The sequence below is a fragment of the Arthrobacter zhaoxinii genome, from assembly GCF_024385505.1.
Lineage (GTDB): Bacteria > Actinomycetota > Actinomycetes > Actinomycetales > Micrococcaceae > Arthrobacter_B > Arthrobacter_B zhaoxinii.
In genome coordinates, this window is sequence record NZ_JANFLT010000006.1 from 601,172 (window position 1) to 621,990 (window position 20,819).

At 66.9% G+C, this 20,819-nt stretch carries 19 protein-coding genes; 16 read left to right on the forward strand and 3 right to left on the reverse strand.

Features of this window, described 5'->3' with window-relative positions; translation table 11 throughout:
- Nucleotides 1-32 precede the first annotated feature (32 nt).
- From NNX37_RS14145 to NNX37_RS14165, 5 genes are all read left to right on the forward strand, one after another.
- On the forward strand, nucleotides 33-500 hold the full coding sequence (locus tag NNX37_RS14145; protein WP_255793359.1) for a hypothetical protein: 468 nt from the start codon (nucleotides 33-35) through the stop codon (nucleotides 498-500).
- A gap of 110 nt (nucleotides 501-610) precedes the next feature.
- Nucleotides 611-2,860, forward strand: coding sequence for an NAD-dependent DNA ligase LigA (gene ligA / locus NNX37_RS14150; RefSeq protein ID WP_308206330.1), 2,250 nt, complete (start codon nucleotides 611-613; stop codon nucleotides 2,858-2,860).
- Complete coding sequence (locus NNX37_RS14155; RefSeq protein WP_255793360.1) at nucleotides 2,857-3,654, forward strand: inositol monophosphatase family protein; 798 nt, start codon at nucleotides 2,857-2,859, stop codon at nucleotides 3,652-3,654. Before ligA ends, NNX37_RS14155 begins: the two co-directional genes overlap by 4 nt.
- A gap of 26 nt (nucleotides 3,655-3,680) precedes the next feature.
- The gene (locus NNX37_RS14160; protein WP_255793361.1) at nucleotides 3,681-4,544 is read left to right on the forward strand and encodes a phosphotransferase; all 864 of its coding nucleotides are present in this window, start codon (nucleotides 3,681-3,683) and stop codon (nucleotides 4,542-4,544) included.
- Nucleotides 4,545-4,711: 167 nt separating this feature from the next.
- Nucleotides 4,712-6,412, forward strand: coding sequence for an HNH endonuclease (locus tag NNX37_RS14165; RefSeq protein WP_255793362.1), 1,701 nt, complete (start codon nucleotides 4,712-4,714; stop codon nucleotides 6,410-6,412).
- Nucleotides 6,413-6,427: 15 nt separating this feature from the next.
- Here the strand turns inward: NNX37_RS14165 and NNX37_RS14170 are convergent, their stop codons facing one another.
- The gene (locus NNX37_RS14170) at nucleotides 6,428-7,177 is read right to left on the reverse strand and encodes a class I SAM-dependent methyltransferase (RefSeq protein ID WP_255793363.1); all 750 of its coding nucleotides are present in this window, start codon (nucleotides 7,175-7,177) and stop codon (nucleotides 6,428-6,430) included.
- Between the two features lie 152 nt (nucleotides 7,178-7,329).
- Between NNX37_RS14170 and NNX37_RS14175 the strand changes: the two genes are divergently transcribed.
- The 9 genes from NNX37_RS14175 (at nucleotide 7,330) to NNX37_RS14215 (ending at nucleotide 15,879) form a co-directional block, all read left to right on the forward strand.
- Nucleotides 7,330-7,716 (forward strand): TraR/DksA family transcriptional regulator, encoded by a 387-nt coding sequence (locus tag NNX37_RS14175; protein ID WP_255793364.1) that lies wholly within the window; start codon nucleotides 7,330-7,332, stop codon nucleotides 7,714-7,716.
- Nucleotides 7,717-7,834: 118 nt separating this feature from the next.
- Nucleotides 7,835-8,329 (forward strand): GNAT family N-acetyltransferase, encoded by a 495-nt coding sequence (locus NNX37_RS14180; protein WP_255793365.1) that lies wholly within the window; start codon nucleotides 7,835-7,837, stop codon nucleotides 8,327-8,329.
- Between the two features lie 172 nt (nucleotides 8,330-8,501).
- On the forward strand, nucleotides 8,502-8,798 hold the full coding sequence (gene gatC / locus NNX37_RS14185) for an Asp-tRNA(Asn)/Glu-tRNA(Gln) amidotransferase subunit GatC (protein ID WP_227924393.1): 297 nt from the start codon (nucleotides 8,502-8,504) through the stop codon (nucleotides 8,796-8,798).
- An 8-nt stretch (nucleotides 8,799-8,806) separates the two neighbouring features.
- The gene (gene gatA, locus NNX37_RS14190; RefSeq protein ID WP_255793366.1) at nucleotides 8,807-10,309 is read left to right on the forward strand and encodes an Asp-tRNA(Asn)/Glu-tRNA(Gln) amidotransferase subunit GatA; all 1,503 of its coding nucleotides are present in this window, start codon (nucleotides 8,807-8,809) and stop codon (nucleotides 10,307-10,309) included.
- The gene (gene gatB, locus NNX37_RS14195; RefSeq protein ID WP_255793367.1) at nucleotides 10,310-11,827 is read left to right on the forward strand and encodes an Asp-tRNA(Asn)/Glu-tRNA(Gln) amidotransferase subunit GatB; all 1,518 of its coding nucleotides are present in this window, start codon (nucleotides 10,310-10,312) and stop codon (nucleotides 11,825-11,827) included. It abuts the gene before it with no gap.
- A 98-nt stretch (nucleotides 11,828-11,925) separates the two neighbouring features.
- On the forward strand, nucleotides 11,926-12,825 hold the full coding sequence (locus tag NNX37_RS14200) for an aminoglycoside phosphotransferase family protein (RefSeq protein WP_255793368.1): 900 nt from the start codon (nucleotides 11,926-11,928) through the stop codon (nucleotides 12,823-12,825).
- Nucleotides 12,826-12,829: 4 nt separating this feature from the next.
- The gene (locus tag NNX37_RS14205; RefSeq protein ID WP_255793369.1) at nucleotides 12,830-13,633 is read left to right on the forward strand and encodes a SpoIIE family protein phosphatase; all 804 of its coding nucleotides are present in this window, start codon (nucleotides 12,830-12,832) and stop codon (nucleotides 13,631-13,633) included.
- Entirely contained in the window at nucleotides 13,630-14,790 is a 1,161-nt protein-coding gene (locus NNX37_RS14210) for an NAD(P)/FAD-dependent oxidoreductase (RefSeq protein WP_255793370.1), read from the forward strand. Before NNX37_RS14205 ends, NNX37_RS14210 begins: the two co-directional genes overlap by 4 nt.
- Nucleotides 14,791-14,940: 150 nt before the next feature.
- Nucleotides 14,941-15,879: a hypothetical protein gene (locus tag NNX37_RS14215; protein WP_255793371.1), complete on the forward strand. Its 939-nt coding sequence runs from the start codon at nucleotides 14,941-14,943 to the stop codon at nucleotides 15,877-15,879.
- A gap of 278 nt (nucleotides 15,880-16,157) precedes the next feature.
- Here NNX37_RS14215 and NNX37_RS14220 read toward each other — a convergent pair whose 3' ends face one another.
- Complete coding sequence (locus NNX37_RS14220) at nucleotides 16,158-16,457, reverse strand: acylphosphatase (RefSeq protein ID WP_255793372.1); 300 nt, start codon at nucleotides 16,455-16,457, stop codon at nucleotides 16,158-16,160.
- 61 nt (nucleotides 16,458-16,518) lie between these two features.
- Nucleotides 16,519-18,096: a histidine ammonia-lyase gene (hutH, locus tag NNX37_RS14225; RefSeq protein ID WP_255793373.1), complete on the reverse strand. Its 1,578-nt coding sequence runs from the start codon at nucleotides 18,094-18,096 to the stop codon at nucleotides 16,519-16,521.
- 161 nt (nucleotides 18,097-18,257) lie between these two features.
- Here hutH and NNX37_RS14230 point away from each other — a divergent pair, with 161 nt between their 5' ends.
- Entirely contained in the window at nucleotides 18,258-19,109 is an 852-nt protein-coding gene (locus NNX37_RS14230; protein ID WP_255793374.1) for an IclR family transcriptional regulator, read from the forward strand.
- Between the two features lie 24 nt (nucleotides 19,110-19,133).
- Nucleotides 19,134-20,819: a urocanate hydratase gene (gene hutU / locus NNX37_RS14235; protein ID WP_255793375.1), complete on the forward strand. Its 1,686-nt coding sequence runs from the start codon at nucleotides 19,134-19,136 to the stop codon at nucleotides 20,817-20,819.

Below are 20,819 nucleotides of genomic sequence, written 5' to 3' on the forward strand. Positions count from 1 at the left end.
GAGAAACGGTGCCGGCGGTATATTCTCTGGCTATGTGGAGTTCCAGCGGCGTGAAGTTGACCGGTGACTACGGTACGTGGAACGGCCAGGAAGTTGAACTGGATTCAACGACGCCATCCAACGGGACACTTCTGCTTATTCAGCATGGTGGAGACCGCCCGGATGCAAGTTGGATGACTATCGACCTGGGGAACGTGTACCCCATACCCGGTATCAGGCACTCGCTTCGGGTTCCTGCAGAGGAGGTCTCAGACATCCATGCCGTGCGGACCGCCGGGGAAATCAGCCCTTGGAACCAGGTGCAGATCCTTGCAGAGAATGCAGAAGGAAAATTCGCTGTCGTTACCGGTTCCGATAAACAGCGACTGGTGGACAGTTACGGGTTTTCCACATTTTCCGGCGAACCGGTACACCGCTCGCATGTTTTCGGATGGCTGCCCGGGGAAATGGTCCACAACATTGAATCCGTCGTGAGCTGGCGTAAGGACGACGCGTCATGAGTCGACCCGGGGATGCGGGACGCGGGCGGTCCGACGTAAGGCCCTGACATCCGCCGTCGCCCGTTTCGCATAACTCCCGCTGGCGCACGCTATGGGGCAAGATTGGTTAGGTGAGCACAGCCAAGACATCCCCGGAACCCACGGACACCGAAGCCGCCGTTGAGTCGGTCAGCACAGACACCCCGCCCGCCGGGGACCTGCGCGAGGAATACCAGACGCTCGCCGAGCAGGTGCGCCGGTACCGCTTCGCGTACTACAACGAAGACGCCCCCCTGGTTTCGGACGCAGAATTCGACCGGCTGTACCGCCGCCTGGAAGAGCTCGAAGCGCTGCACCCCGAGCTGGTCACCAATGACTCACCTACCCAGGAAGTGGGCGGCGAAGTATCCGCGGCCTTCGCCCCGGTGGAACACCTGCAGCGCATGTACAGCCTCGAGGATGTCTTCTCCCTCGACGAGCTCGACGCCTGGGTGCGTAAGGCCGAGGCCTCCGTTGCCAACATTGCCCACGGCGCGCAGATTAAGTGGCTCACCGAGCTCAAGATCGACGGCCTGGCGGTCAACCTGCTCTACCGCAACGGCGAACTGGTCCGGGCCGCCACGCGCGGGGACGGCACCACGGGCGAGGACATCACCCACAACGTACTCACCATCGCCTCCATCCCGCGCACCCTCAAGGGCGAGGACCTCCCTGCGGAAATGGAAATCCGCGGAGAGGTCTTCATTCCCTCCAAGGAATTCGCGCACCTCAACGAAACCATGGTGGAAGCGGGCAAAGCGCCGTTCGCCAACCCGCGCAACGCTGCCGCCGGCTCCCTGCGGCAGAAGGACCCCGAAGTCACCGCTCGCCGCCCGCTCAGCATGTACGTGCACGGCATCGGAGCCCGCGAAGGACTCAACGTTGCCAGCCAGTCCGAAACCTACGAACTGCTGAAGCAGTGGGGACTGCCGACGTCGCCCTATTACAAGGTGCTGGACACCTACGAAGAAGTGCTGAAGTACATCGCCGACAACGGCGAGCATCGGCATGACCTCTCCCATGAAATTGACGGCATTGTGGTCAAGGTGGACGATTTCGGCCTGCAGCGCGCGCTGGGCAACACCTCCCGCGTGCCGCGCTGGTCCGTGGCCTACAAATACCCGCCGGAGGAAGTGAACACCAAGCTGCTGGATATCCGTGTGAACGTTGGCCGCACCGGCCGGGTTACGCCCTACGGCATGATGACGCCGGTGCTGGTCTCCGGCTCCACGGTGGAAATGGCCACGCTGCACAATCAGGACGTGGTGAAGGCCAAGGGCGTGAAGATCGGCGACACCGTGGTGCTGCGCAAGGCCGGTGACGTGATTCCCGAAATCGTGGGCCCCGTCGTCGCACTCCGCGACGGCAGCGAACGCGACTTCGTGATGCCCACCCACTGCCCCTCCTGCGGCACGGAACTGAAGCCGGCCAAGGAAGGGGACGTGGACATCCGTTGCCCCAACTCCAAGTCCTGCCCCTCGCAGCTGCGTGAGCGCGTGTTCCACCTGGCCGGCCGCGGTGCCTTCGACATCGAGGCGCTTGGCTGGGAGGCGGCCATCGCGCTCACCTCGCCGGCCGAGCCGGAAACCCCGCCGCTCACCAGCGAGGCCGGCCTGTTCGACCTGAAGATCGAAGACCTGGCGGACGTGCGGATCGAACGGCCGAAGCGGGTCAAGGGCGTGGTGGACGGCACCGAACTCGTGCCCTACTTCTACACCAAGGGCACCGCCAAGAAGCCGTCCGTGCCCAGCGCCACCACGCACAAGCTGTTCACCGAGCTTGAGAAGGCCAAAACCCAGCCGCTGTGGCGGGTCCTGGTGGCCCTGTCCATCCGGCACGTCGGCCCGACGGCGGCACGCGCCCTGGCCGGTGCCTTCGGCTCGATGGACGCCATCCGTGCCGCCACGGAAGAGCAGTTGGCGCACGTCGACGGCGTCGGCCCCACCATCGCCGCCGCCCTGAAGGAATGGTTCGCCGAGGACTGGCACCGCGAGATCGTGGATGCCTGGGCCGCTGCAGGGGTGCGGATGGCCGACGAGCGCGACGAATCCATGCCGCGGACGCTGGAGGGACTGACCGTCGTCGTCACCGGCACGCTGCCGAACTTCAGCCGCGACGAGGCCAAGGAAGCCATCCTGACCCGCGGCGGCAAGGCGTCCGGTTCGGTTTCCAAGAAGACCGATTATGTGGTGGCCGGGGAGAATGCCGGCACCAAGCTGGACAAGGCCGAGCAGCTGGGTGTGCGCGTGGTCGACGAAGACGGCTTCCGCACGTTGCTGGCCGAGGGATCGGTGCCGGACGGGCCGGTATCTGAATCCGTGCCGGCCGGGGAGTCCGAATGATGCCGTTGCCCGACGCGGCGGATCCGCTGGAACTGCTCGAGGTGGCACGCGAGGCGGCTGCCGCCGGTGCCGCTGTGCTCGCGCGGCGCTCTGCCGGCGGCGGCCTGAACCCGTTGAACAAAAGCGCCGACGGCGACTGGGTCACCGACTTCGACACTGCGGCCGAGGTTGCGGTCAGGGAGGTCCTGGCCCGCCTGCGCCCGCACGACACAGTGCTGGGGGAGGAGTTCGAACCTGCTGTCCCGGTGCATCCCTCCGGCATCCGCTGGTCCATCGATCCGCTGGACGGCACCACCAACTTCATCCGCGACATCGTCTATTACGGCACCTCGGTGGCGGCGGTGAACGACGACGGCGAGTGGCTGGCCGGCGTCGTTCATGCTCCCGCGTTGGTGCGCGTGTATTCGGCGGCCCGCGGGCACGGTGCCTGGCTGGCCGAGCACGGCAGCGTCCGGAAGCTGACCGGTCCCGATCCGGAGCGGGTCGGAAAGCTGCTGGGCACCGGGTTCTCCTACGATGCTTCGGTGCGCTCCGAGCAGTACGGGGCTTTGGCGCAGCTGGCCGGGGACTTTGCCGATGTCCGGCGGCTGGGGTCTGCGGCGTTGGACCTGTGCATGGTGGCGGACGGTTCTCTGGACGCCTATATCGAGCGCGGTCTCAACGAATACGACTATGCTGCCGGTGCCCTGATTGCCGAGGAAGCCGGGGTGCCGGTTCAGCGTCCGCCGCAGCCTGCCAATGACGGCGAGCGGCTCGACGCCGTTACGGTTGCCGGGGCTGCGCTGCTGGGCTAGCGGTGGCTGGACGCTAGTCTGCTGGGATGGAAGCCTGGCATCGGAACCGTCTGAGTGCGCGGCAGGCTGAACTTGTCGAGTCCTGGCTGCCGGGGGTGAGTTTCGTTGCCGATCTCTCCTGGAACCTTCTGGATACGGCTGTCCTCGAAGTAGCCGACGCAGCCGACATGCAGCGCAGATACGTGGTCAAAGCTGCCGGGCCCACCAATCACCACATAGGACGTGAGATAGACGCCCATGAGTCATGGATAAGCGTCTGGTCCGGGCAGAACCGTGCGCCGAAGCTCGTCCACGCGGACCGTTCCGAGAACATTTTGGTCACGGAGTATCTGCAAGGGTCCCTCGTGGAGGGAACCGAAGCTGAATACGCCCCGGGCACCTATCAGCAGGCCGGCTGTCTTTTGCGGATATTCCATGAACAAACCGCGCGTACCGACGTCGACTATGAGGCACGGGCCACGGGCAAAGCGTTGTCGTGGCTGGAGAGGCCTCACCGCATTTCCGAATCCCGTATTGCCCGGGTTAGGGCTATTCTCGGCGCCTATCGGCCCAAGCCGGTGGTTCTCGTTCCGACCCATGGCGACTGGCAACCCCGCAACTGGCTCATGGACGGCAGCGAGCTGAGGGTCATCGATTTTGGCCGGTACGATTTCAGGCCGGCCCTGACCGATCTTTGCCGTTTGGCTGTGCAGCAATGGAGGTCCCGCAGTTATCTGGAGGCTGCCTTTTTCGAGGGGTACGGTACGGACTTCCGAGACGGTGATGTCTGGAACGTAACGCTGCTGCGGGAAGCTGTCTCCACTGCTGCGTGGGCTTACCAAGTCGGCGACCGTAGATTTGAGGCACAAGGCCACCGGATGCTCCGGGATGCGTTGGGCAACTTCTCGTGACTTTGGTCTGCCGGGTGTCGGGCCTTAAGCATTTTCCGAGCGCCGCCAGCGGCTTGCTTTGGGGTAGGTAGTTGCGTTCAAAAGACGGGTATTTCCGGTTTTCCGGAGGGGACGTTTTGGGCTGTTTTTGGGCCGGAAATGTCAGTGCCGGGTGAAATTCTTGGGGTATGGATCAGCTCGGTAACACCGGACGGACAACCGAAGAGCAGTGCAGCGAAGACCAGCAGCCTGAGGGGCAAGCCGGTGAAGCGGATGCGCCCCGTGCGGCCTGCACTTTGTCGGTGTACCGAGCTGAACTAACTGCCTCCGAGCCTGTTGGGACCGCAAACGCTGATGCGGGTGCCGACACCTCCGCTGCCACCACTGCCGAGGGCGACGCCGACGCCGGGGCCGGCACCGACGACGCAGAAACCGCATCTACAGAGCCTGAAGGCGCTGGCCTTATGGGTCCGGATGCCGGCGCTTTCCCGGACGGTTTCACCGGGACATTGGCGTTGCAGAACCTCGAATCCTTTGACGCGCAGAGGGTCGGGGTAGCCCTGTCCCGGATGGCGCATTTGATGTCCTGGGTGCAGGCGCAGGAGGCCCGCCTGGTGAATCGGATGCAGGAAATCTTCCGGGACGATTTCCACGCCGCGTCGGGCAGTCTCGAACCCGGGATGGCGTTCAGCCTCGCGGCTTCTGAATGCGCGGCCATCCTGAACGTCCCGCAGGTCACCGGGCAGCGGCTCCTTAGCGAAGCGATGAGCCTCTGCACGTCCCATACGGCGACCCTGACCGGGCTGGAGGACGGGCGCTTCTCGTACCAGCACGCGCAGGTGGTGATGGATCAGTGCCAGAACGTTCCCGCCACGCAGTTCCCGGAATTTGAGGCGGACCTGCTGAAGGCTGCAGAAGGCCAGACCCGTGCCCAGTTTGTCTGCAAAGCCCGGCGGCTGCGCGAGAGGAACTTTCCGGACACGATCGCCAAACGGCATCTGACCGCGTTCGAGCAACGCAAGGTCATCCTGGGCCGGGAAGAGGACGGCATGTCCTGCCTCTCCGCCTATCTGCAAGCGGCAGAAGCCCAACACATTTACACGTCGCTCAGCACTGCAGCACGGGGCGAACAAGCAGCCGGCGATGGCCGGACCACGGATCAGCTGCGTGCGGACATCCTGGCTCAGCTGCTGATGGGTGGCCTCCGATCAACGGGGGCCGGCGGGGTTGACAGCGGTGGCACGGGTGGTGGCCGCGGTGCGGGCGGTAAGGGTCAGGGAAAGGCAGATGTTGGCGGGACCGGTTGCGATGACTCCGGTGCCGTCCCGCGGGCCGAGATCATGGTCCTGATCAACGCCGAGACACTTTTCGGCGCCGATGACCAGCCGGCAGAGCTGCATGGCTACGGACCCATCAGCGCCGAAGCCGCCCGCAGGCTCGCCCGGAACGCTGTCGGCTGGACCGGACTCGCCCAGAACCCGCAGACCGGAGAAATCCTGGGCGTGGGACGGCGACGGAAGGTACCGGCCGGACTCCGCCGCTGGCTCCGGGCGCGGGACGGAACCTGCAGGTTCCCGGGCTGCCGGGTGAGCACCGCGAATTCGGACATCGACCACACGACCGACTGGGCCCGCGGCGGCCCGACCGATCACGGAAACCTGGAACACCTCTGCCGACGCCACCACCGGTTCAAGACCCTGGGTTATTGGAAGGCCTGCCAGCCCACCCCCGGAGTTATTGTGTGGACGTCGCCGACCGGACGCGTCTACCGGACCGATCCCTTTTTGGAACTGGACCTACCGGGTCCGGCATTGGATCGGAGTGGACATCCCAGACCGAAGGATTCAGGGCAGGACGGTTCCCGGCAGGAGCAGGCACCGCCATTCTGAGGCTCGTCTCCCGGGCTACCGCCGGGCAGCCACAATGATTTCCCGGCTGGACGCTTCCACGAATGGACCGCCCGCCCAATCTCCGTACCAGTCCACGGAGCGGAAACCGGCCCGATCCAGCAGATCCTTCAGCACCTCCGCCCGCATAAACTTCAGCGTGCTGCGGCTGACGAACCGCTCGCCGTCGGACCGGAAGACGGTACGGTCCTCGAAGGTGACCAACGCGCCGTCGGGCTGGTCCTCCACCGAGATCAGCTCCCATTCCACCTCGAGCGTTCCCGCAGAAGATTCAGAGACCGACGGGCCGGCATTGCCGCTGTCCCACTCCAGCCAGGCTTTCGCCACAGGGTTCCGGGTCTCGAAATAGAAGGTTCCCCCGGGGGCCAGCCGGGACCGAAGAGCCGTCAGGGTTTCGAGGATCTCGGCCTCCGTGAGGAGGCACTGAAACGCATGCCCGGTCATCACTGCAGCATCAAACGGACCCGGAGGCAGATCCACAGCGGTGCCCTGCAGCCAGGTGACCCGCTCGCCGCCGGCGCGCGCCCGCGCCGCCTCCAGCATGCCGGAGGCAGGATCGATGCCGGTCAACGTGTGGCCCGACAGCGCCAGCCGCACGGCGAAGCTGCCGGTGCCGCATCCGACGTCGGCGATGCGGAGCGGTTCATCGCCGATCAGACCTGCGTAAAAGTCGGTGTCCCATTGCCCGGCATTGTCTTCGTCGTAGAGAGCTACGAGCCGCGGCTCGTTGTAGACCGTGTCAACCATTATTCCCCCGGATTTCGGACAGCTGACCCGAATCCTACCGGGATTAAGCCCTGAGGAAAGGACCGCCTCCGGAGGCCCTTTTCCCCGTTCCGGAGCCGGATAATTTATCCCGATGCATCCCGTGCAGCACCGACTCACAGGAGGAAAAACGCATGCCTAAGAAAGCACCCACGGCCCCGCCGGAACTCGACGCCGCCTACTTTGCCCGCCTGATCGACGAACGGATGGAACACACCCGTGAACAGATCACCACGCTCACCGCGGTGATCCGTGAAGTCACGCTGGCAGCCAAGGACATCCCGGCGGATGACGAACACGATCCCGAAGGAACCACCGTGTCCGTGGAGCGCGCCAACGAAGTAGCACTGCTGGCCGCAGCGGAAGCATCACTGATCGAACTGATGGAGGCGCGGGAACGCCTGGCCGCGGACGGCTACGGAATCTGCGAACGCTGCGGGACGGCGATCCCGGCGGCACGGCTCGAAATCCGGCCCGAAACCCGCTTCTGCGTGGAGTGTGCAGCAGCCCGCCGACGGTAGTTCAGCAACAGGAAGGAGTCAGAGGCTGTGCGCCGTCTCACCGCCGTCCGGAAACCCACCGGAGCGGCGATAGAATCTACGTGCACTTCAACCATGACTTTAAGGATCCGTACCACGCATGAGCATCACCATCCGGCTTGCCACCGAGGCTGACTTTGACGACATCCGCCGGATTACCCGTGAGGCTTACCTGCACGGCAATCACATCGAGGCCGACAATCCCTACGTCAAGGAACTGGAAAACGTCGAGGACCGGGCCAAGCACACCGAGCTGTGGGTCGCCGAGCTCGACGGCAAGGTGGCAGCTTCCGCCGCCATCACCTATGCCGGCCAGCCCTACACGGACATCGCCGTTGAAGGCGAACTCGAATTCCGGATGCTCGCCGTGGATCCGACCCTCCAGCGCGCGGGAGTGGGCCGCGCAATGGTTAACGCCATTGTCGATTACGCCCGGAACAAGGACGGCATCGAGGCGGTCAGCCTCACCAGCATGACCACCATGCTGAACGCGCACGCCCTCTACCTGTCCTGCGGGTTTGAACGCGTTCCGGAGCGGGACTGGACCGTTCCCGGCGAGGACTACATTCTCTGGGTGTTCCGCAAGGCGGTCTAGTTCTCCGTCAGTACGCGGCCCCGGCCGTCCCGGTGCCCGACGGCGCCGGGACGGCTTTTGCGTGCCGGCAGCGTGTGGCGGCGGCCTCCATGCCCTGCCCCGAAACGCCGTAGACTGGAACGGATACCGGCGTAAAGCCGAAAAACGTTCCTAAAAGACGCATGGGAGACTCATGTCTGAGATCAATCGTGAGGCTGTGGCGCATCTGGCGCGGCTGGCCCACATTGAGATGACCAACGACGAGCTGGACAAGATGGCCGGCGAACTCGATGTCATCGTGGATTCGATCAAATCCGTAAGCGAAGTTGCCGGCGAGGACATCCCGGCAACCTCCCACCCCATCCCGCTGGTCAACGTTTTCCGTGAAGACGTTGTGGGGCAGACGCTGACCAATGAAGAAGCCCTGTCCGGCGCCCCGGACAATGCCGCCGGCCGCTTCAAGGTCCCTGCCATCCTGGATGAGGAGTAAAAGCTTCCATGAGTGAACTGATTACATCAAGCGCCGCACAGCTGGCCGCCAAGCTGGCTGCCGGTGAAGTGTCCGCCGTCGAGGTCACCCAGGCCCACCTGGACCGCATCGCCGAAGTGGACGGCGCCATCAACGCCTTCCTGCACGTCAACACCGACGAGGCGCTGCAGGTTGCCGCCGACGTCGACAAGGCCCGCGCCGCCGGCGAGGAACTGCACGAACTGGCCGGCGTCCCCATCGCCATCAAGGACCTGATCGTCACCAAGGGCCAGCCCACCACGGCCGGCTCCAAGATGCTCGAGGGCTGGATGAGCCCCTACGACGCCACGGTGATCTCGAAGATCCGTGCCGCCCGCATGCCGATGCTGGGTAAGACCAACCTGGACGAGTTCGCCATGGGCTCCTCCACGGAGCACTCCGCGTACGGCCCCACCCGCAACCCGTGGGACCTGGACCGCATCCCCGGCGGCTCCGGCGGCGGGTCAGCTGCCGCCGTCGCCGCTTTCGAAGCGCCGCTGGCACTGGGCACCGACACGGGCGGATCCATCCGCCAGCCGGCCTCCGTCACCGGTTCGGTGGGCGTGAAGCCCACCTACGGCGGTGTCTCCCGCTACGGCGCCATCGCCATGGCCTCCTCGCTGGACCAGATCGGCCCGGTCTCCCGCACCGTGCTGGATGCTGCACTGCTGCAGGAAGTCATCGGCGGCCACGACCCCCGCGACTCCACCTCCCTGACGGACCCCGTGGGTTCGCTGGCCGACGCCGCCCGTAACGGCAGCGTTGCCGGGATGCGGATCGGCGTCATCAAGGAACTGCAGGGCGAAGGCTACGAAGCCGGCGTCCAGGCCCGATTTACCGAGTCCCTGGAACTGCTGCGGGATGCCGGAGCGGAAATCGTTGAGGTCTCCTGCCCCAACTTCAAGTACGCACTCGGTGCCTACTACCTGATCATGCCGTCCGAGGCCTCCTCGAACCTGGCCAAGTACGACGGCGTCCGGTACGGCATGCGCGAGCTGCCCGCCGAGCCGCCGCTGACCATCGAACGCGTCATGGGTGCCACCCGCGCCGCCGGCTTCGGCGACGAGGTCAAGCGCCGCATCATCCTGGGCACCTACGCCCTGTCCGCCGGTTACTACGACGCCTACTACGGCTCGGCCCAGAAGGTGCGCACCCTGATCCAGCGCGACTTCAACGCCGCCTTCGCCCAGGCCGACGTGCTCATTTCCCCGACCTCGCCCAACACGGCGTTCAAGCTGGGCGAAAAGCTGGACGATCCGCTGGCCATGTACCTGAACGACGTCGCCACCATCCCGGCCAACATGGCCGGCGTCCCGGGCATCTCCATCCCCGGCGGCCTGTCCGACGGGCTGCCCGTCGGCATCCAGTTCCTGGCCCCGGCCCGCGAAGACATCCGCCTCTACCGTGCCGGCGCAGCCCTGGAGAGCATGCTGGAACAGAAGTGGGGCGGCCCGCTGCTGGCCTCGGCACCCGTACTCGGAGGAGTGAAGTAAATGTCCGTCCATATCCAGGATGAAACCCTGTCCTTCGAAGAGGCCATGGAGAAGTACGATCCGGTGCTGGGGTTCGAGGTCCATGTGGAGCTGAACACCAAGACCAAGATGTTCTCCGACGCCCCGAACATCTTCGGCGACGAGCCCAACACTGCCGTCACCCCGGTGGACCTGGGCATGCCCGGCGTGCTGCCGGTGGTGAACAAGACCGCTGTGGAGTACTCGATCCTCATCGGCCTGGCGCTGAACTGCAAGATCGCCGAAACCTGCACCTTCGCCCGGAAGCAGTACTTCTACCCGGACACACCCAAGAACTTCCAGACCTCCCAGTACGAAGACCCCATCGCGTACGACGGTTACCTGGACATCGAGCTCGAAGACGGCACTGTGTTCCGCGTCGAGATTGAACGCGCCCACATGGAGGAAGACGCCGGCAAGCTGACGCACATGGGCGGCGCAGCCGGCCGCATCCAGGGCGCCGACTTCTCCCTGGTGGACTACAACCGCGCCGGCGTTCCGCTGGTCGAGATTGTCACCAAGCCGATCGAAGGCGCCGGATCGCGTGCCCCCGAACTGGCCAAGGCCTACGTGGCCGCCATCCGGGAAATCGTGAAGAACCTCGGAGTTTCCGACGCGAAGATGGAGCGGGGCAACGTCCGCTGCGACGCCAACGTGTCGCTGCGCCCGTACGGCCAGGAAAAGTTCGGCACGCGGTCGGAAACGAAGAACGTGAACTCGCTGCGCGCCGTCGAACGCGCCGTCCGCTTCGAGATCCAGCGTCACGCCGCCGTCCTGGACTCCGGCAACTCGATTGTCCAGGAGACCCGGCACTGGCACGAGGACACCCGCTCCACCACCTCGGGCCGGCCGAAGTCCGACGCCGATGACTACCGGTACTTCCCGGAACCTGACCTCCTGCCCGTGGTCACCACCACGGAATGGATCGAAGAGCTGCGCTCCCGCCTGCCCGAGCCGCCGGCCGAACGCCGCAAGCGGCTCAAGGAAGACTGGGGCTACTCCGACGCCGAGTTCCGCGACGTCGTCAACGCCGGAGTCATGGAAGCCATCGAGGAAACCATTGCCGCCGGCGCTTCGGCGCAGGTAGCCCGCAAGTGGTGGATGGGCGAAGTCGCCCGCCGTGCCAAGGAAGCCGAAGTGGACCCGGTCGACGTCGGCGTCACGCCGGAGCTGATCGTGGAACTGGACCGCCTGGTCCAGGCCGGCAAAATCAACGACAAGCTGGCCCGCCAGGTCCTCGACGGCGTCCTCGCCGGCGAAGGCACCCCGGAGGAAGTCATCGACACGCGCGGCCTGGCCGTGGTGTCCGACGACGGCCCCCTCCTCGAGGCGATCGATGCGGCCCTTGCGGCCCAGCCGGACGTCGCGGACAAGATCCGCGGCGGCAAGGTCCAGGCCGTCGGCGCCATCGTGGGCGGCGTGATGAAGGCCACCCGCGGACAGGCCGACGCCGGCCGCGTCCGCGAGCTGATCCTGGAACGTCTCGGTGTACAGGGCTAACGTACCCGGAGATTGACGGGGGACCCCGGCAGGCATTGTGCCTGCCGGGGTCCTTTACATTGGTGACCCGCCGCACACCCGGCGGGTACGCTGGCGCAATGGCCAACCTTCCCGCAGCTGAAATCGCCGCCGACCCCGCCCTCGTGCGGCAGCTCGTGGAGGAGCAGCATCCGGAGCTGGGCGGTCAGACCCTGCAGCAGGTCGCCAGCGGATGGGACAACTACATTTACCGGCTCGGCACCGACTATGCCGTGCGGCTCCCGCGCCGACGGACCGCCGCCGGACTGACGGCCAACGAACAGCGCTGGCTCCCGCAGCTGACCTCCGATGTGCCCGTATCGACCTCCGCACCGCTGTTCTGCGGGGCACCGTGCGAGCTCTACCCCTGGCCGTGGAGCATCACTGCCTGGTTTGACGGCCAGGACGTGTCCCTCTCGCCCCGCGACCGCAACGTTGCCCTGGCCGAACCGCTGGCCCGTTTCCTTAATGCCTTCCACCGTCCGGCCCCGCCGGATTTCCCCCGCAACCCCGTCCGCGGCGGACCGCTGTCCGGCCGGGACGAAGCCGTACAGGGCCGGCTGAACAGCGGCATGGTGCCCCACGCCGCCCGGGTGCAGGAACTCTGGGACGAAGCCCAGGACATCCCGGCCTGGACCGGACCACCGCTGTGGCTGCACGGAGACCTGCACCCCGCGAATCTCGTGGCCAAGGACAACACCCTGCAGGCGGTCATCGATTTCGGCGACCTCACCGCCGGTGACCCGGCCACCGACCTCGCCGCGGCCTGGCTGGTGTTCGACGCCGAGGGCCGGGCCGGATTCCGCGCCGCCCTGGGCAGCCAGTACGACGGCGACCCGCACGTCTGGGAGCGGGCCCGCGGCTGGGCGGTCTGCATGGCCACCATTCTGCTGGCCAATTCCGACGATGCCCCCGGACTGTACCTGGTGGGCTCGGAAACACTGATGGAAATTCTCACCGGCGACCGGGAAAGGTTCTAGCCCCGTGGCGGCCAGCAGCTGGAAGCACTCTGTCCGGATCTCCACCGAAGGCGACGGGCACGTGCAGGAAGATACCTGCGGGTACGCGGCCGGCACGGCCTGGGTGATCGACGGTGCCAGCGTACTGCTGCCCCAGCTGGGACTGCCCGGGCCTTCGGACCCGGCCTGGTATGCCCGGAACCTGGACCTGCTGTTGACCGATGCCGCGGTGGCTGCCGGTCCCGCCTCCGGCGTGTGCTCCGCTCCGGAGGTGCTGGCGGAAGCCTTGACCCGGATGGATCAGCTGGCCGGCACGGTGGCGGGGGAGGAACGGATCCGGTTTCCTTCCGCTGCGCTGTGCCTGGCCCAGCTCACGCGGGACGGCGTGGAGATCCTCGCACTGGCGGACTGCCATGCGGTGGTGGAACTGGAGGACGGTTCATCGGTCCATGTCACCCACGAACCGGCCGATATCCGGATCGGCACCGAACATTCGGCGGACCCGGTGCGGGAACGCGAACTGCGGGTGCTGGACCGGCAGCTGCGCAACACCCCTGGCCGGCTGTGGGTGGCCCGCCGGGAACCTGAAGCCGCGTACCAGGCGCACACCGTCCGGCTTGGTCCGGCGCGGCGGGTTGTCCTTGCCTCCGACGGTGCCTGGCGGGCGGTTGAACTGGGCATCGTGGACGGGCCGGACGGCTTTCTGATGGCGGCAGCCTCACCGGTCGCCGCCCAGGAGCTGCTGCTGGCCCTGCGGACCCTGCAGGCAGAGCTGGGCGAGGACGCCGACGACGCGACCATCCTCACGCTGGAAAGGATTTCCCCATGACTGCTGAGATTTGCTGCGACATCCTCGTGATCGGGGGAGGAATAGCCGGTCTCTCTCTCGCCGCCGAGGTCGCATCACGGCTGGCCGCGGCCGGGCAGACGGCGTCCCCGCAGTCCGCGTCCCCGCAGGCCCGGGGGAGCAGCGGCGGGGTTGTCCTGGTGGAAGCGGAACCGACCTTGGGGTACCACACGTCTTCCCGGTCCGCCCGTCAGCTGATCCCCAGTTACGGGCCGCCGGTCATCCGGGACCTGACCGTACGGACCCTGGCCTTGATCAGGGCCGCGGAGGCGGAGCTGCCGGAACCCATTCTGGCGCCTCGGAGCTTCCTGCTGATCGGAGATGAAGAACCGGTGCGGGACCGGGCGAGCGCCCATATGCACCCGGTGATGCCGGCCGAGGCACTCGGGTTGGCTCCGGAACTGCGGCCGGAGGCTTTCAGAGCCGCAGGGCTGGACACCACATCAGTGGCCTGCAATACCGATGCCCTGCTGGACTACCACAGGGAACGGCTGACCGCAGCGGGCGGCCGCATCATCACGGGCCAGCGAGTGCAGGCGGCGCGGCGCACGGGGAGCCCGGGCCGCCAGCGCTGGGAAGCCGCTGCTGACGGAATGCGGTTTGAGGCCCCGGTGGTGGTCAATGCAGCCGGCGCCTGGGCGGATATCGTCGCGGAAACCTTCGGGGTACGTCCCCAGGGGCTCACGCCCTACCGCCGCACCGCCGCCGTGGTGGACGTTGAACGGCCGCTGGATGCCGGGGCGCCCATGGTGGCGGACGCCTGCGACCGGTTCTACTACCGGCCTGAAGGCAGGCAGGTACTTATATCGCCGTCGGAACGCGAACCGAGCGCGGCGGAGGATTCCCGGCCGCGCGACACGGAGGTGCAGGCACTCGTGGAACTGGTCAACAGTGTCACGACCATGGGCATCACCGGGGTTGCCCGCGCCTGGACCGGGCTGCGTACGGAGACGCCGGACGGGCTGCCCGCCGTGGGCTGGGATCCGGCCGTCCCGGGGTTTTTCTGGCTGGTCGGACAGGGCGGATACGGGTTCCAGACATCCTCCGCCATCGCCGAGCTGGCAGCGGGAATCCTGCTTGTCGAGGACGTCGAAAACGGTGCCCGGGAAGCCCTCAGCCCTGCCCGCCACCAAGTGTGACCAAAGTCTCATCAATTGGCGCGTAACGAATCAGCCAAGGTGTGCGCGTATGGTCAGGAGATTCCCGGGATATGCCTAGAGTTGTAGTCATAAGCCCTTCCGCCAAAACGTGTATGCATCGAAAATGCAGTGCTCGAAAGGTCAGTCTCAGTGCCAGATTTCTTGCCGCCGAAAGTTGTCGGCGTGCAGCAGCGTCCGCTTTACCTCCGGGTTCGTTCGATCCTGATCATTCTTAGTACGCTGTGGCTGATTTCTGCCGTAATCGGGGTTGGCTTCTTTTCCGGCGGCACCACTTCACTCGCCTTTTCGCTGATTCTTCTTTATGGCACGGGCGCCGCTCTGCTGGTGGTTATTTCAGCTCTCTACCGCGTCCTTTCCAGGGCAGCGCTCCAGCGGGTGGTCGCCGCCCCCGACGACAACGCCGCCGCCGTGTTTGTGGACACTACCCGGTCAGCGACCGAAGAAATCATGGCTGCGCTGCGCCCGGCCACACCCCGCGGACGTCCGGCCGCGTCTGTCCGGATGCCGCGGACAGTGGATGCCGTGGACGTGGCTGCTGCTCTGGCGGCACGCACGGCGGCAATGACGAACGCCGTGGCGGCTGAGAAGTCCGCGGTTGCCGCGGCCGGGATGGTGGCTAAGCCGACGGCTGCAGGCAAGTCCGCGGTAAGCAGGCCCGCCGGCCAGAAGAAAACAGCCCCGAACCAGCCGGCCCAGGCAAATAAGGCACAGGCCAGCAAGGCGCAGGCCGGCAGGAACCGTCCTGCCACTAACACCGGTTCGCGCGGCACGGGCAACCAGGCCAGCACAGCGCCGAAGAAAAGCACCGGCGGAAAGAAGCCGGGTGCGGCGGGGAACAGTGCATCCGGGGGCAAGGGCACGAAGAGCGGATCCGGCGAAGCTGCCGCAGGGGCCAAGGGCCCTGCGGGGGCCGCGGATTCAGCAGCAGCGAAGGCACTCACTATTCCCGGCATCCGCACCGCCCAGCAGGACATCCTGCCGCGCCAGACCGGCGCCCCGTCCTGCGGCCTAGCCACGGGCCCGGCCCGGGCGGGCAGCACCGGAGACTGCCGGTACGCCGCAGCCTGACGCTTCCGGAGCATCGAACCGCTCCGCGGCCAGCGCCTAAAAACCGTCACGTACTCAGGTAGTTGTCAGGTTGTCTTCAGCACCTACCCAGACGGGCCGTTTATTGTCGTTAGTACCTCATAAGGGTGCGAGTGATGAATGGACCGAGTAGTGACCGGTCCGGACGCCGGCAGACAAGGGTTGTTTCCCCCAACCAGCCCCATGTCTGCCGGCGTTTTCCCTTTTAACCGGCGCTGCTGCGGCGGCGCTGCGGCGGACTGCCCGGCACCCGGCAAGGGTTATTCGGCACTGAAGTTCGGAAATTCCCCGGTAGCCGGAGAAAAGGATTCTTCGACGCCGGCCACCACTCCCGGTGCCTTCGGACCGCGCAGGAACTCCCGCAGTCCGTCCAGTGCCGGTTCCCTGCCTTCGGCCACCACCCGGACGGATCCGTCTGACGCGTTCGAGACGACGCCGGTCAACCCCAGCTGAACGGCCTGCCGGAGGGTGCGGTACCGGAACCCCACGCCTTGTACCTCGCCGGTGACCCGTGCGGTCAGGCGGCGGGGAGTTCCTTCGGGATGCTCTTGCTCGTTCATCCGCACAGCGTAGCGCGGGGGAGAGCCGGAGCGGTGGGCGTTCCGGCAATCGGCAGGGAAATCAGTACAGGCGGGTTCCCAGCTCGTCCGCCACCGCTGCCAGCAGCGAGCCGCCGTCGACGAGCACCCGCACCGCCTCGATCTCGGGGGCGAGGTACCGGTCCGGACCCGGTCCGGGAACAACGGCACGGATCGCTGTTCGGCAGGCAGTCACAGCTGGTGCACTGCGGGACGTGGCAGTGCCGCCGTCGCGCATGTCGAGGCCGCGGGCGCTGGTCAGCAGTTCGATGGCCAGCACCCGGGTCAGCCCGTCGATCGCCCGGCGCAGCTTCAGCCCTGCGGCCCAGCCCATGGAGACATGGTCCTCCTGCATGGCGGAGGACGGGATGGAATCCACCGAGGCCGGCACCGCCAGGCGTTTGAGCTCCGAGACAATGCCGGCCTGGGTGTACTGGGCGATCATGTGGCCGGAGTCCACACCGGGATCAAAGGCCAGGAACGCGTTGAGACCGTGGCTGCGGGACCGGTCCAGGAACCGGTCCGTGCGCCGCTCGCTCATGGAGGCGACGTCCGCGACGGCGATGGCCAGGAAGTCCAGCACATAGGCCACCGGTGCACCGTGGAAGTTGCCGTTGGACTCCAGGCGCCCGTCCGGAGTCACCACCGGGTTGTCGATGGCTGAGGCCCGTTCACACTCCGCCACCATTTCGGCGTGCTGCAGCGTGGAGCGTGCGGCACCGTGCACCTGGGGTGCGCAACGCAGCGAGTAGGCATCCTGCACCCGGGTGAACCCGCCCGTCTTCTGCTCCTCGATCAGGGCCGAACCGGCCAGGACCGATCGGATGTTGGCCGCGGACTCGGCCTGCCCCGGCTGGGGGCGCAGCGCCTGCAGGTCTGCGGCAAACACGCTGTCGCTGCCGAGCAGGCCTTCCACGCTCATGGCGGCGGCGAGGTCCGCCGTGGCCAGCAGCCGGCACAGGTCCGCGATGGCCAGTGTCAGCATGCCCAGCATTCCGTCCGTGCCGTTAATGAGCGCCAGCCCCTCCTTTTCCTGCAGCTCCACCGGCTCCAACCCGGCAGCGGCAAGCGCGGTGGACGCAGCCATGAGCTGCCCGTCCGCCGTCCGCACCTCGCCTTCACCCATCAGTGCCAGGGCACAGTGGGAGAGGGGAGCCAGATCGCCGGAACAGCCCAGGGATCCGTACTCACCCACCACCGGCGTGATGCCGGCATTGAGCATCCCGGCGTACGCCAGTCCGACGGCGGGACGCACGCCGGTGCGGCCGGTGGCCAGCGTCGCCAGACGGTTCAGCATTAGGGCCCGCACCACCTCGCGGTCCACTTCCGTGCCCGACGACGCCGCGTGGCTGCGGATCAGCGAGCGCTGCAGCTGGGTGCGCTGTTCCGGCGGGATCTGCTTGACCGCCAGGGCGCCGAAGCCGGTGGAGACCCCGTAGTGCGGCTTCTCATCGGCGGCGAGAGCTTCGATGACTCCGCGTGAGGACGTCATGGCAGCCAGGGCTTCCGGGGTCAGGGTCACCGGCACACCGTGCCGGGCGACGGCGAGGAGGTCCTCTCCGGACAGCGGACCTACCCCCAGCCGCACGGCAGCTGCCTCGTCGTTGTTTTGTACCTGCATGCTGGCTCCTCCTGCGCTCCCACGGATGTCCGGTCCGGGCATCGGTGCCCGGCCGGTTCGTGCCGGCGGTTGCTATCCATCTTGCCCGTCCGACCGTCCGGCGGAGTGCAGGCCGGCTGATTCCGTTTCTGGGATCCCAGACGCTCGCCTAGACTCTGGGCATGCCCGCCGCCTATTCCCGCGTCCAGGTTCCCGCCGCGGCCCAGGTCCTGGCCATCCTGCGCTATCTGGGACAGCAGGCCGGCCCGGTCAGCGCTTCCGCCGTCGCGCGGGACCTTTCGCTGCCGCGCTCCACCACATATCACCTGCTTGCGGCGCTGGTGAGCGACGGTTTTGCCGTGCACCTGCCGGAGGAGCGCCGGTATGCCCTGGGCGCCACGGCCCACGAGCTGGGCACCGGTTACTCCCGGCAGGCCCCGCTCCAGCGTATTGCCCGGTTCCCGCTGCGCCGGCTGGTGGCCCGGACCAGGTTCACTGCACACCTGGCCGTGCTGCAGGGGACGGATGTGATCTACGTGCTCGAGGAACGGGCCCCGCACCAGCAGCCGCTGGTGACCGACGCCGGTATCCGCCTGCCCGCCCACCGCACCGCCAGCGGCCGGGTCCTGCTGGCCGGCATGACCGGGGCGCAGCTGCGGGCCCTCTATCCGGACCCCGGGGCCGTCCGGTCCTCCCGCAGCGGCGGCACCGCCCTGCCCGGCCTGCTGGAAGAGGTCCGCGGACGCGGCTACGCCTGGGAAGAGAATGAAGTCACCGAAGGTTTCTCCTCCGTCGCCGTGCCGGTCCCGGACCGGACCGGGCACGCCGTCGCCGCCCTGACCCTGACCGCACCGAACCGCGCACCGGGCATCGAGGCGGCTTCGGCACGGGGGATCGATGCCCTGGCCGCCCAGGTCCTGCCCGGCCTGCTCCGCTGCGCCGCCGAGCTTTCCCGCCGGCTGGGTGTCCGCCCACAGCCGGATCCGAAGGCGTCTGGTACCCCAGACATCCCTCCCGGGGCGGCTGCGCCCTAAACGACCCGGGGCTACGGTCTGGCTATGTCTTCCACTTCTGACCCGTCCCGCCGCATCCGGGCACCGCGCGGCACCGACCTCACCGCGCACAGCTGGCAGACCGAGGCGCCGCTGCGGATGCTGATGAACAACCTGGATCCGGAAGTAGCCGAACGCCCCGCGGACCTGGTGGTCTACGGCGGCACCGGCCGTGCAGCCCGCAGCTGGGAGGCCTACGACGCCATCATCCGGACCCTGTCCACCCTGGCCGACGACGAAACACTGCTGGTGCAGTCGGGCAAACCGGTCGGGGTTTTCCGCACCCACGAATGGGCGCCGCGCGTGCTGATCGCCAACTCCAACCTGGTGGGGGACTGGGCGACCTGGCCCGAGTTCCGCCGGCTGGAAGCAGAGGGCCTGCTGATGTACGGGCAGATGACCGCCGGGTCGTGGATCTACATCGGCACCCAGGGCATCCTGCAGGGCACCTTCGAAACCTTTGCCGCCGTGGCCCGGAAGCTCTTCGCCGACGAAAACGCCACCCTGGCCGGCACCCTGACCCTGACCGGAGGCTGCGGTGGCATGGGCGGGGCACAGCCGCTCGCAGTCACGCTGAACGGGGGAACTGTCCTGATTGTCGACGTCGACGAGGCACGCCTACGCCGACGCGTCGGAAAGCGCTATCTGGACGAGGTGGCGCCGGACCTGGACACCGCCGTCGCCCGCGTTATGGCCGCCCGCACGGAAAGACGGGCCCTGTCCGTGGGGCTGGTGGGCAACGCCGCGGAAGTATTCGAGGAACTGCTGCGCCGCCAGCAGGCCGGGGAGGTCGCGGTTGACATTGTCACGGACCAGACCTCTGCCCACGACCCGCTGAGCTACCTGCCCGCCGGTATTCCGGTGGACCGCTGGCAGACCGAAGCCGCCGCCGATCCGGAAGGCTTCACTAAGCAGGCGCGCGAATCCATGGCCCGGCACGTGGCCGCCATGGTCGGGTTCCAGGATGCGGGCGCCGAAGTGTTTGACTACGGCAACTCCATCCGCGACGAGGCACGCCAGGGCGGTTATGCCCGGGCGTTCGACTTCCCCGGCTTCGTCCCCGCCTACATCCGTCCGCTCTTCTGCGAAGGGATGGGGCCGTTCCGCTGGGTGGCGCTCTCCGGGGATCCGCAGGACATCGCGGTGACCGATGCGGCCATCAAGGACCTGTTCCCGGAGAACCTGCGCCTGCACCGCTGGATCGACGCGGCGGCCGAACACGTGGAATTCGAAGGCCTGCCCGCGCGCATCTGCTGGCTGGGCTACGGAGACCGTGCCAAGGCCGGGCTCCTGTTCAACCGGCTTGTCGCCGAGGGCAAGGTCAGCGCGCCCATCGTGATCGGCCGGGACCACCTGGATTCGGGGTCGGTGGCCTCCCCGTACCGGGAGACCGAGGCCATGGCGGACGGGTCGGACGCCATCGCGGACTGGCCGCTGCTCAACGCCCTGCTGAACACCGCTTCCGGTGCTACATGGGTGTCCCTGCACCACGGCGGCGGGGTGGGCATCGGCCGTTCCATCCACGCGGGCCAGGTGGGTGTGGCCGATGGAACCGACCTGGCGGCCCGTAAACTGGAAACCCTTCTGACCAATGATCCGGGTACCGGAGTAATGCGGCATGCCGACGCCGGGTACTCCCGCGCCGCGGACGTGGCCGCCGAGCGCGGCATCCGCATCCCGATGAGTGAATAG

Bases quoted from the DNA above. Each gene is read 5' to 3' on its own strand.
- NNX37_RS14145 (WP_255793359.1), top strand. From the start codon at position 33: ATGTGGAGTTCCAGCGGCGTGAAGTTGACCGGTGACTACGGTACGTGG.
- NNX37_RS14155 (WP_255793360.1), top strand. From the start codon at position 2,857: ATGATGCCGTTGCCCGACGCGGCGGATCCGCTGGAACTGCTCGAGGTG.
- NNX37_RS14160 (WP_255793361.1), top strand. From the start codon at position 3,681: ATGGAAGCCTGGCATCGGAACCGTCTGAGTGCGCGGCAGGCTGAACTT.
- NNX37_RS14165 (WP_255793362.1), top strand. From the start codon at position 4,712: ATGGATCAGCTCGGTAACACCGGACGGACAACCGAAGAGCAGTGCAGC.
- NNX37_RS14170 (WP_255793363.1), bottom strand. From the start codon at position 7,177: ATGGTTGACACGGTCTACAACGAGCCGCGGCTCGTAGCTCTCTACGAC.
- NNX37_RS14175 (WP_255793364.1), top strand. From the start codon at position 7,330: ATGCCTAAGAAAGCACCCACGGCCCCGCCGGAACTCGACGCCGCCTAC.
- NNX37_RS14180 (WP_255793365.1), top strand. From the start codon at position 7,835: ATGAGCATCACCATCCGGCTTGCCACCGAGGCTGACTTTGACGACATC.
- gatC (WP_227924393.1), top strand. From the start codon at position 8,502: ATGTCTGAGATCAATCGTGAGGCTGTGGCGCATCTGGCGCGGCTGGCC.
- gatA (WP_255793366.1), top strand. From the start codon at position 8,807: ATGAGTGAACTGATTACATCAAGCGCCGCACAGCTGGCCGCCAAGCTG.
- gatB (WP_255793367.1), top strand. From the start codon at position 10,310: ATGTCCGTCCATATCCAGGATGAAACCCTGTCCTTCGAAGAGGCCATG.
- NNX37_RS14200 (WP_255793368.1), top strand. From the start codon at position 11,926: ATGGCCAACCTTCCCGCAGCTGAAATCGCCGCCGACCCCGCCCTCGTG.
- NNX37_RS14210 (WP_255793370.1), top strand. From the start codon at position 13,630: ATGACTGCTGAGATTTGCTGCGACATCCTCGTGATCGGGGGAGGAATA.
- NNX37_RS14220 (WP_255793372.1), bottom strand. From the start codon at position 16,457: ATGAACGAGCAAGAGCATCCCGAAGGAACTCCCCGCCGCCTGACCGCA.
- hutH (WP_255793373.1), bottom strand. From the start codon at position 18,096: ATGCAGGTACAAAACAACGACGAGGCAGCTGCCGTGCGGCTGGGGGTA.
- NNX37_RS14230 (WP_255793374.1), top strand. From the start codon at position 18,258: ATGCCCGCCGCCTATTCCCGCGTCCAGGTTCCCGCCGCGGCCCAGGTC.
- hutU (WP_255793375.1), top strand. From the start codon at position 19,134: ATGTCTTCCACTTCTGACCCGTCCCGCCGCATCCGGGCACCGCGCGGC.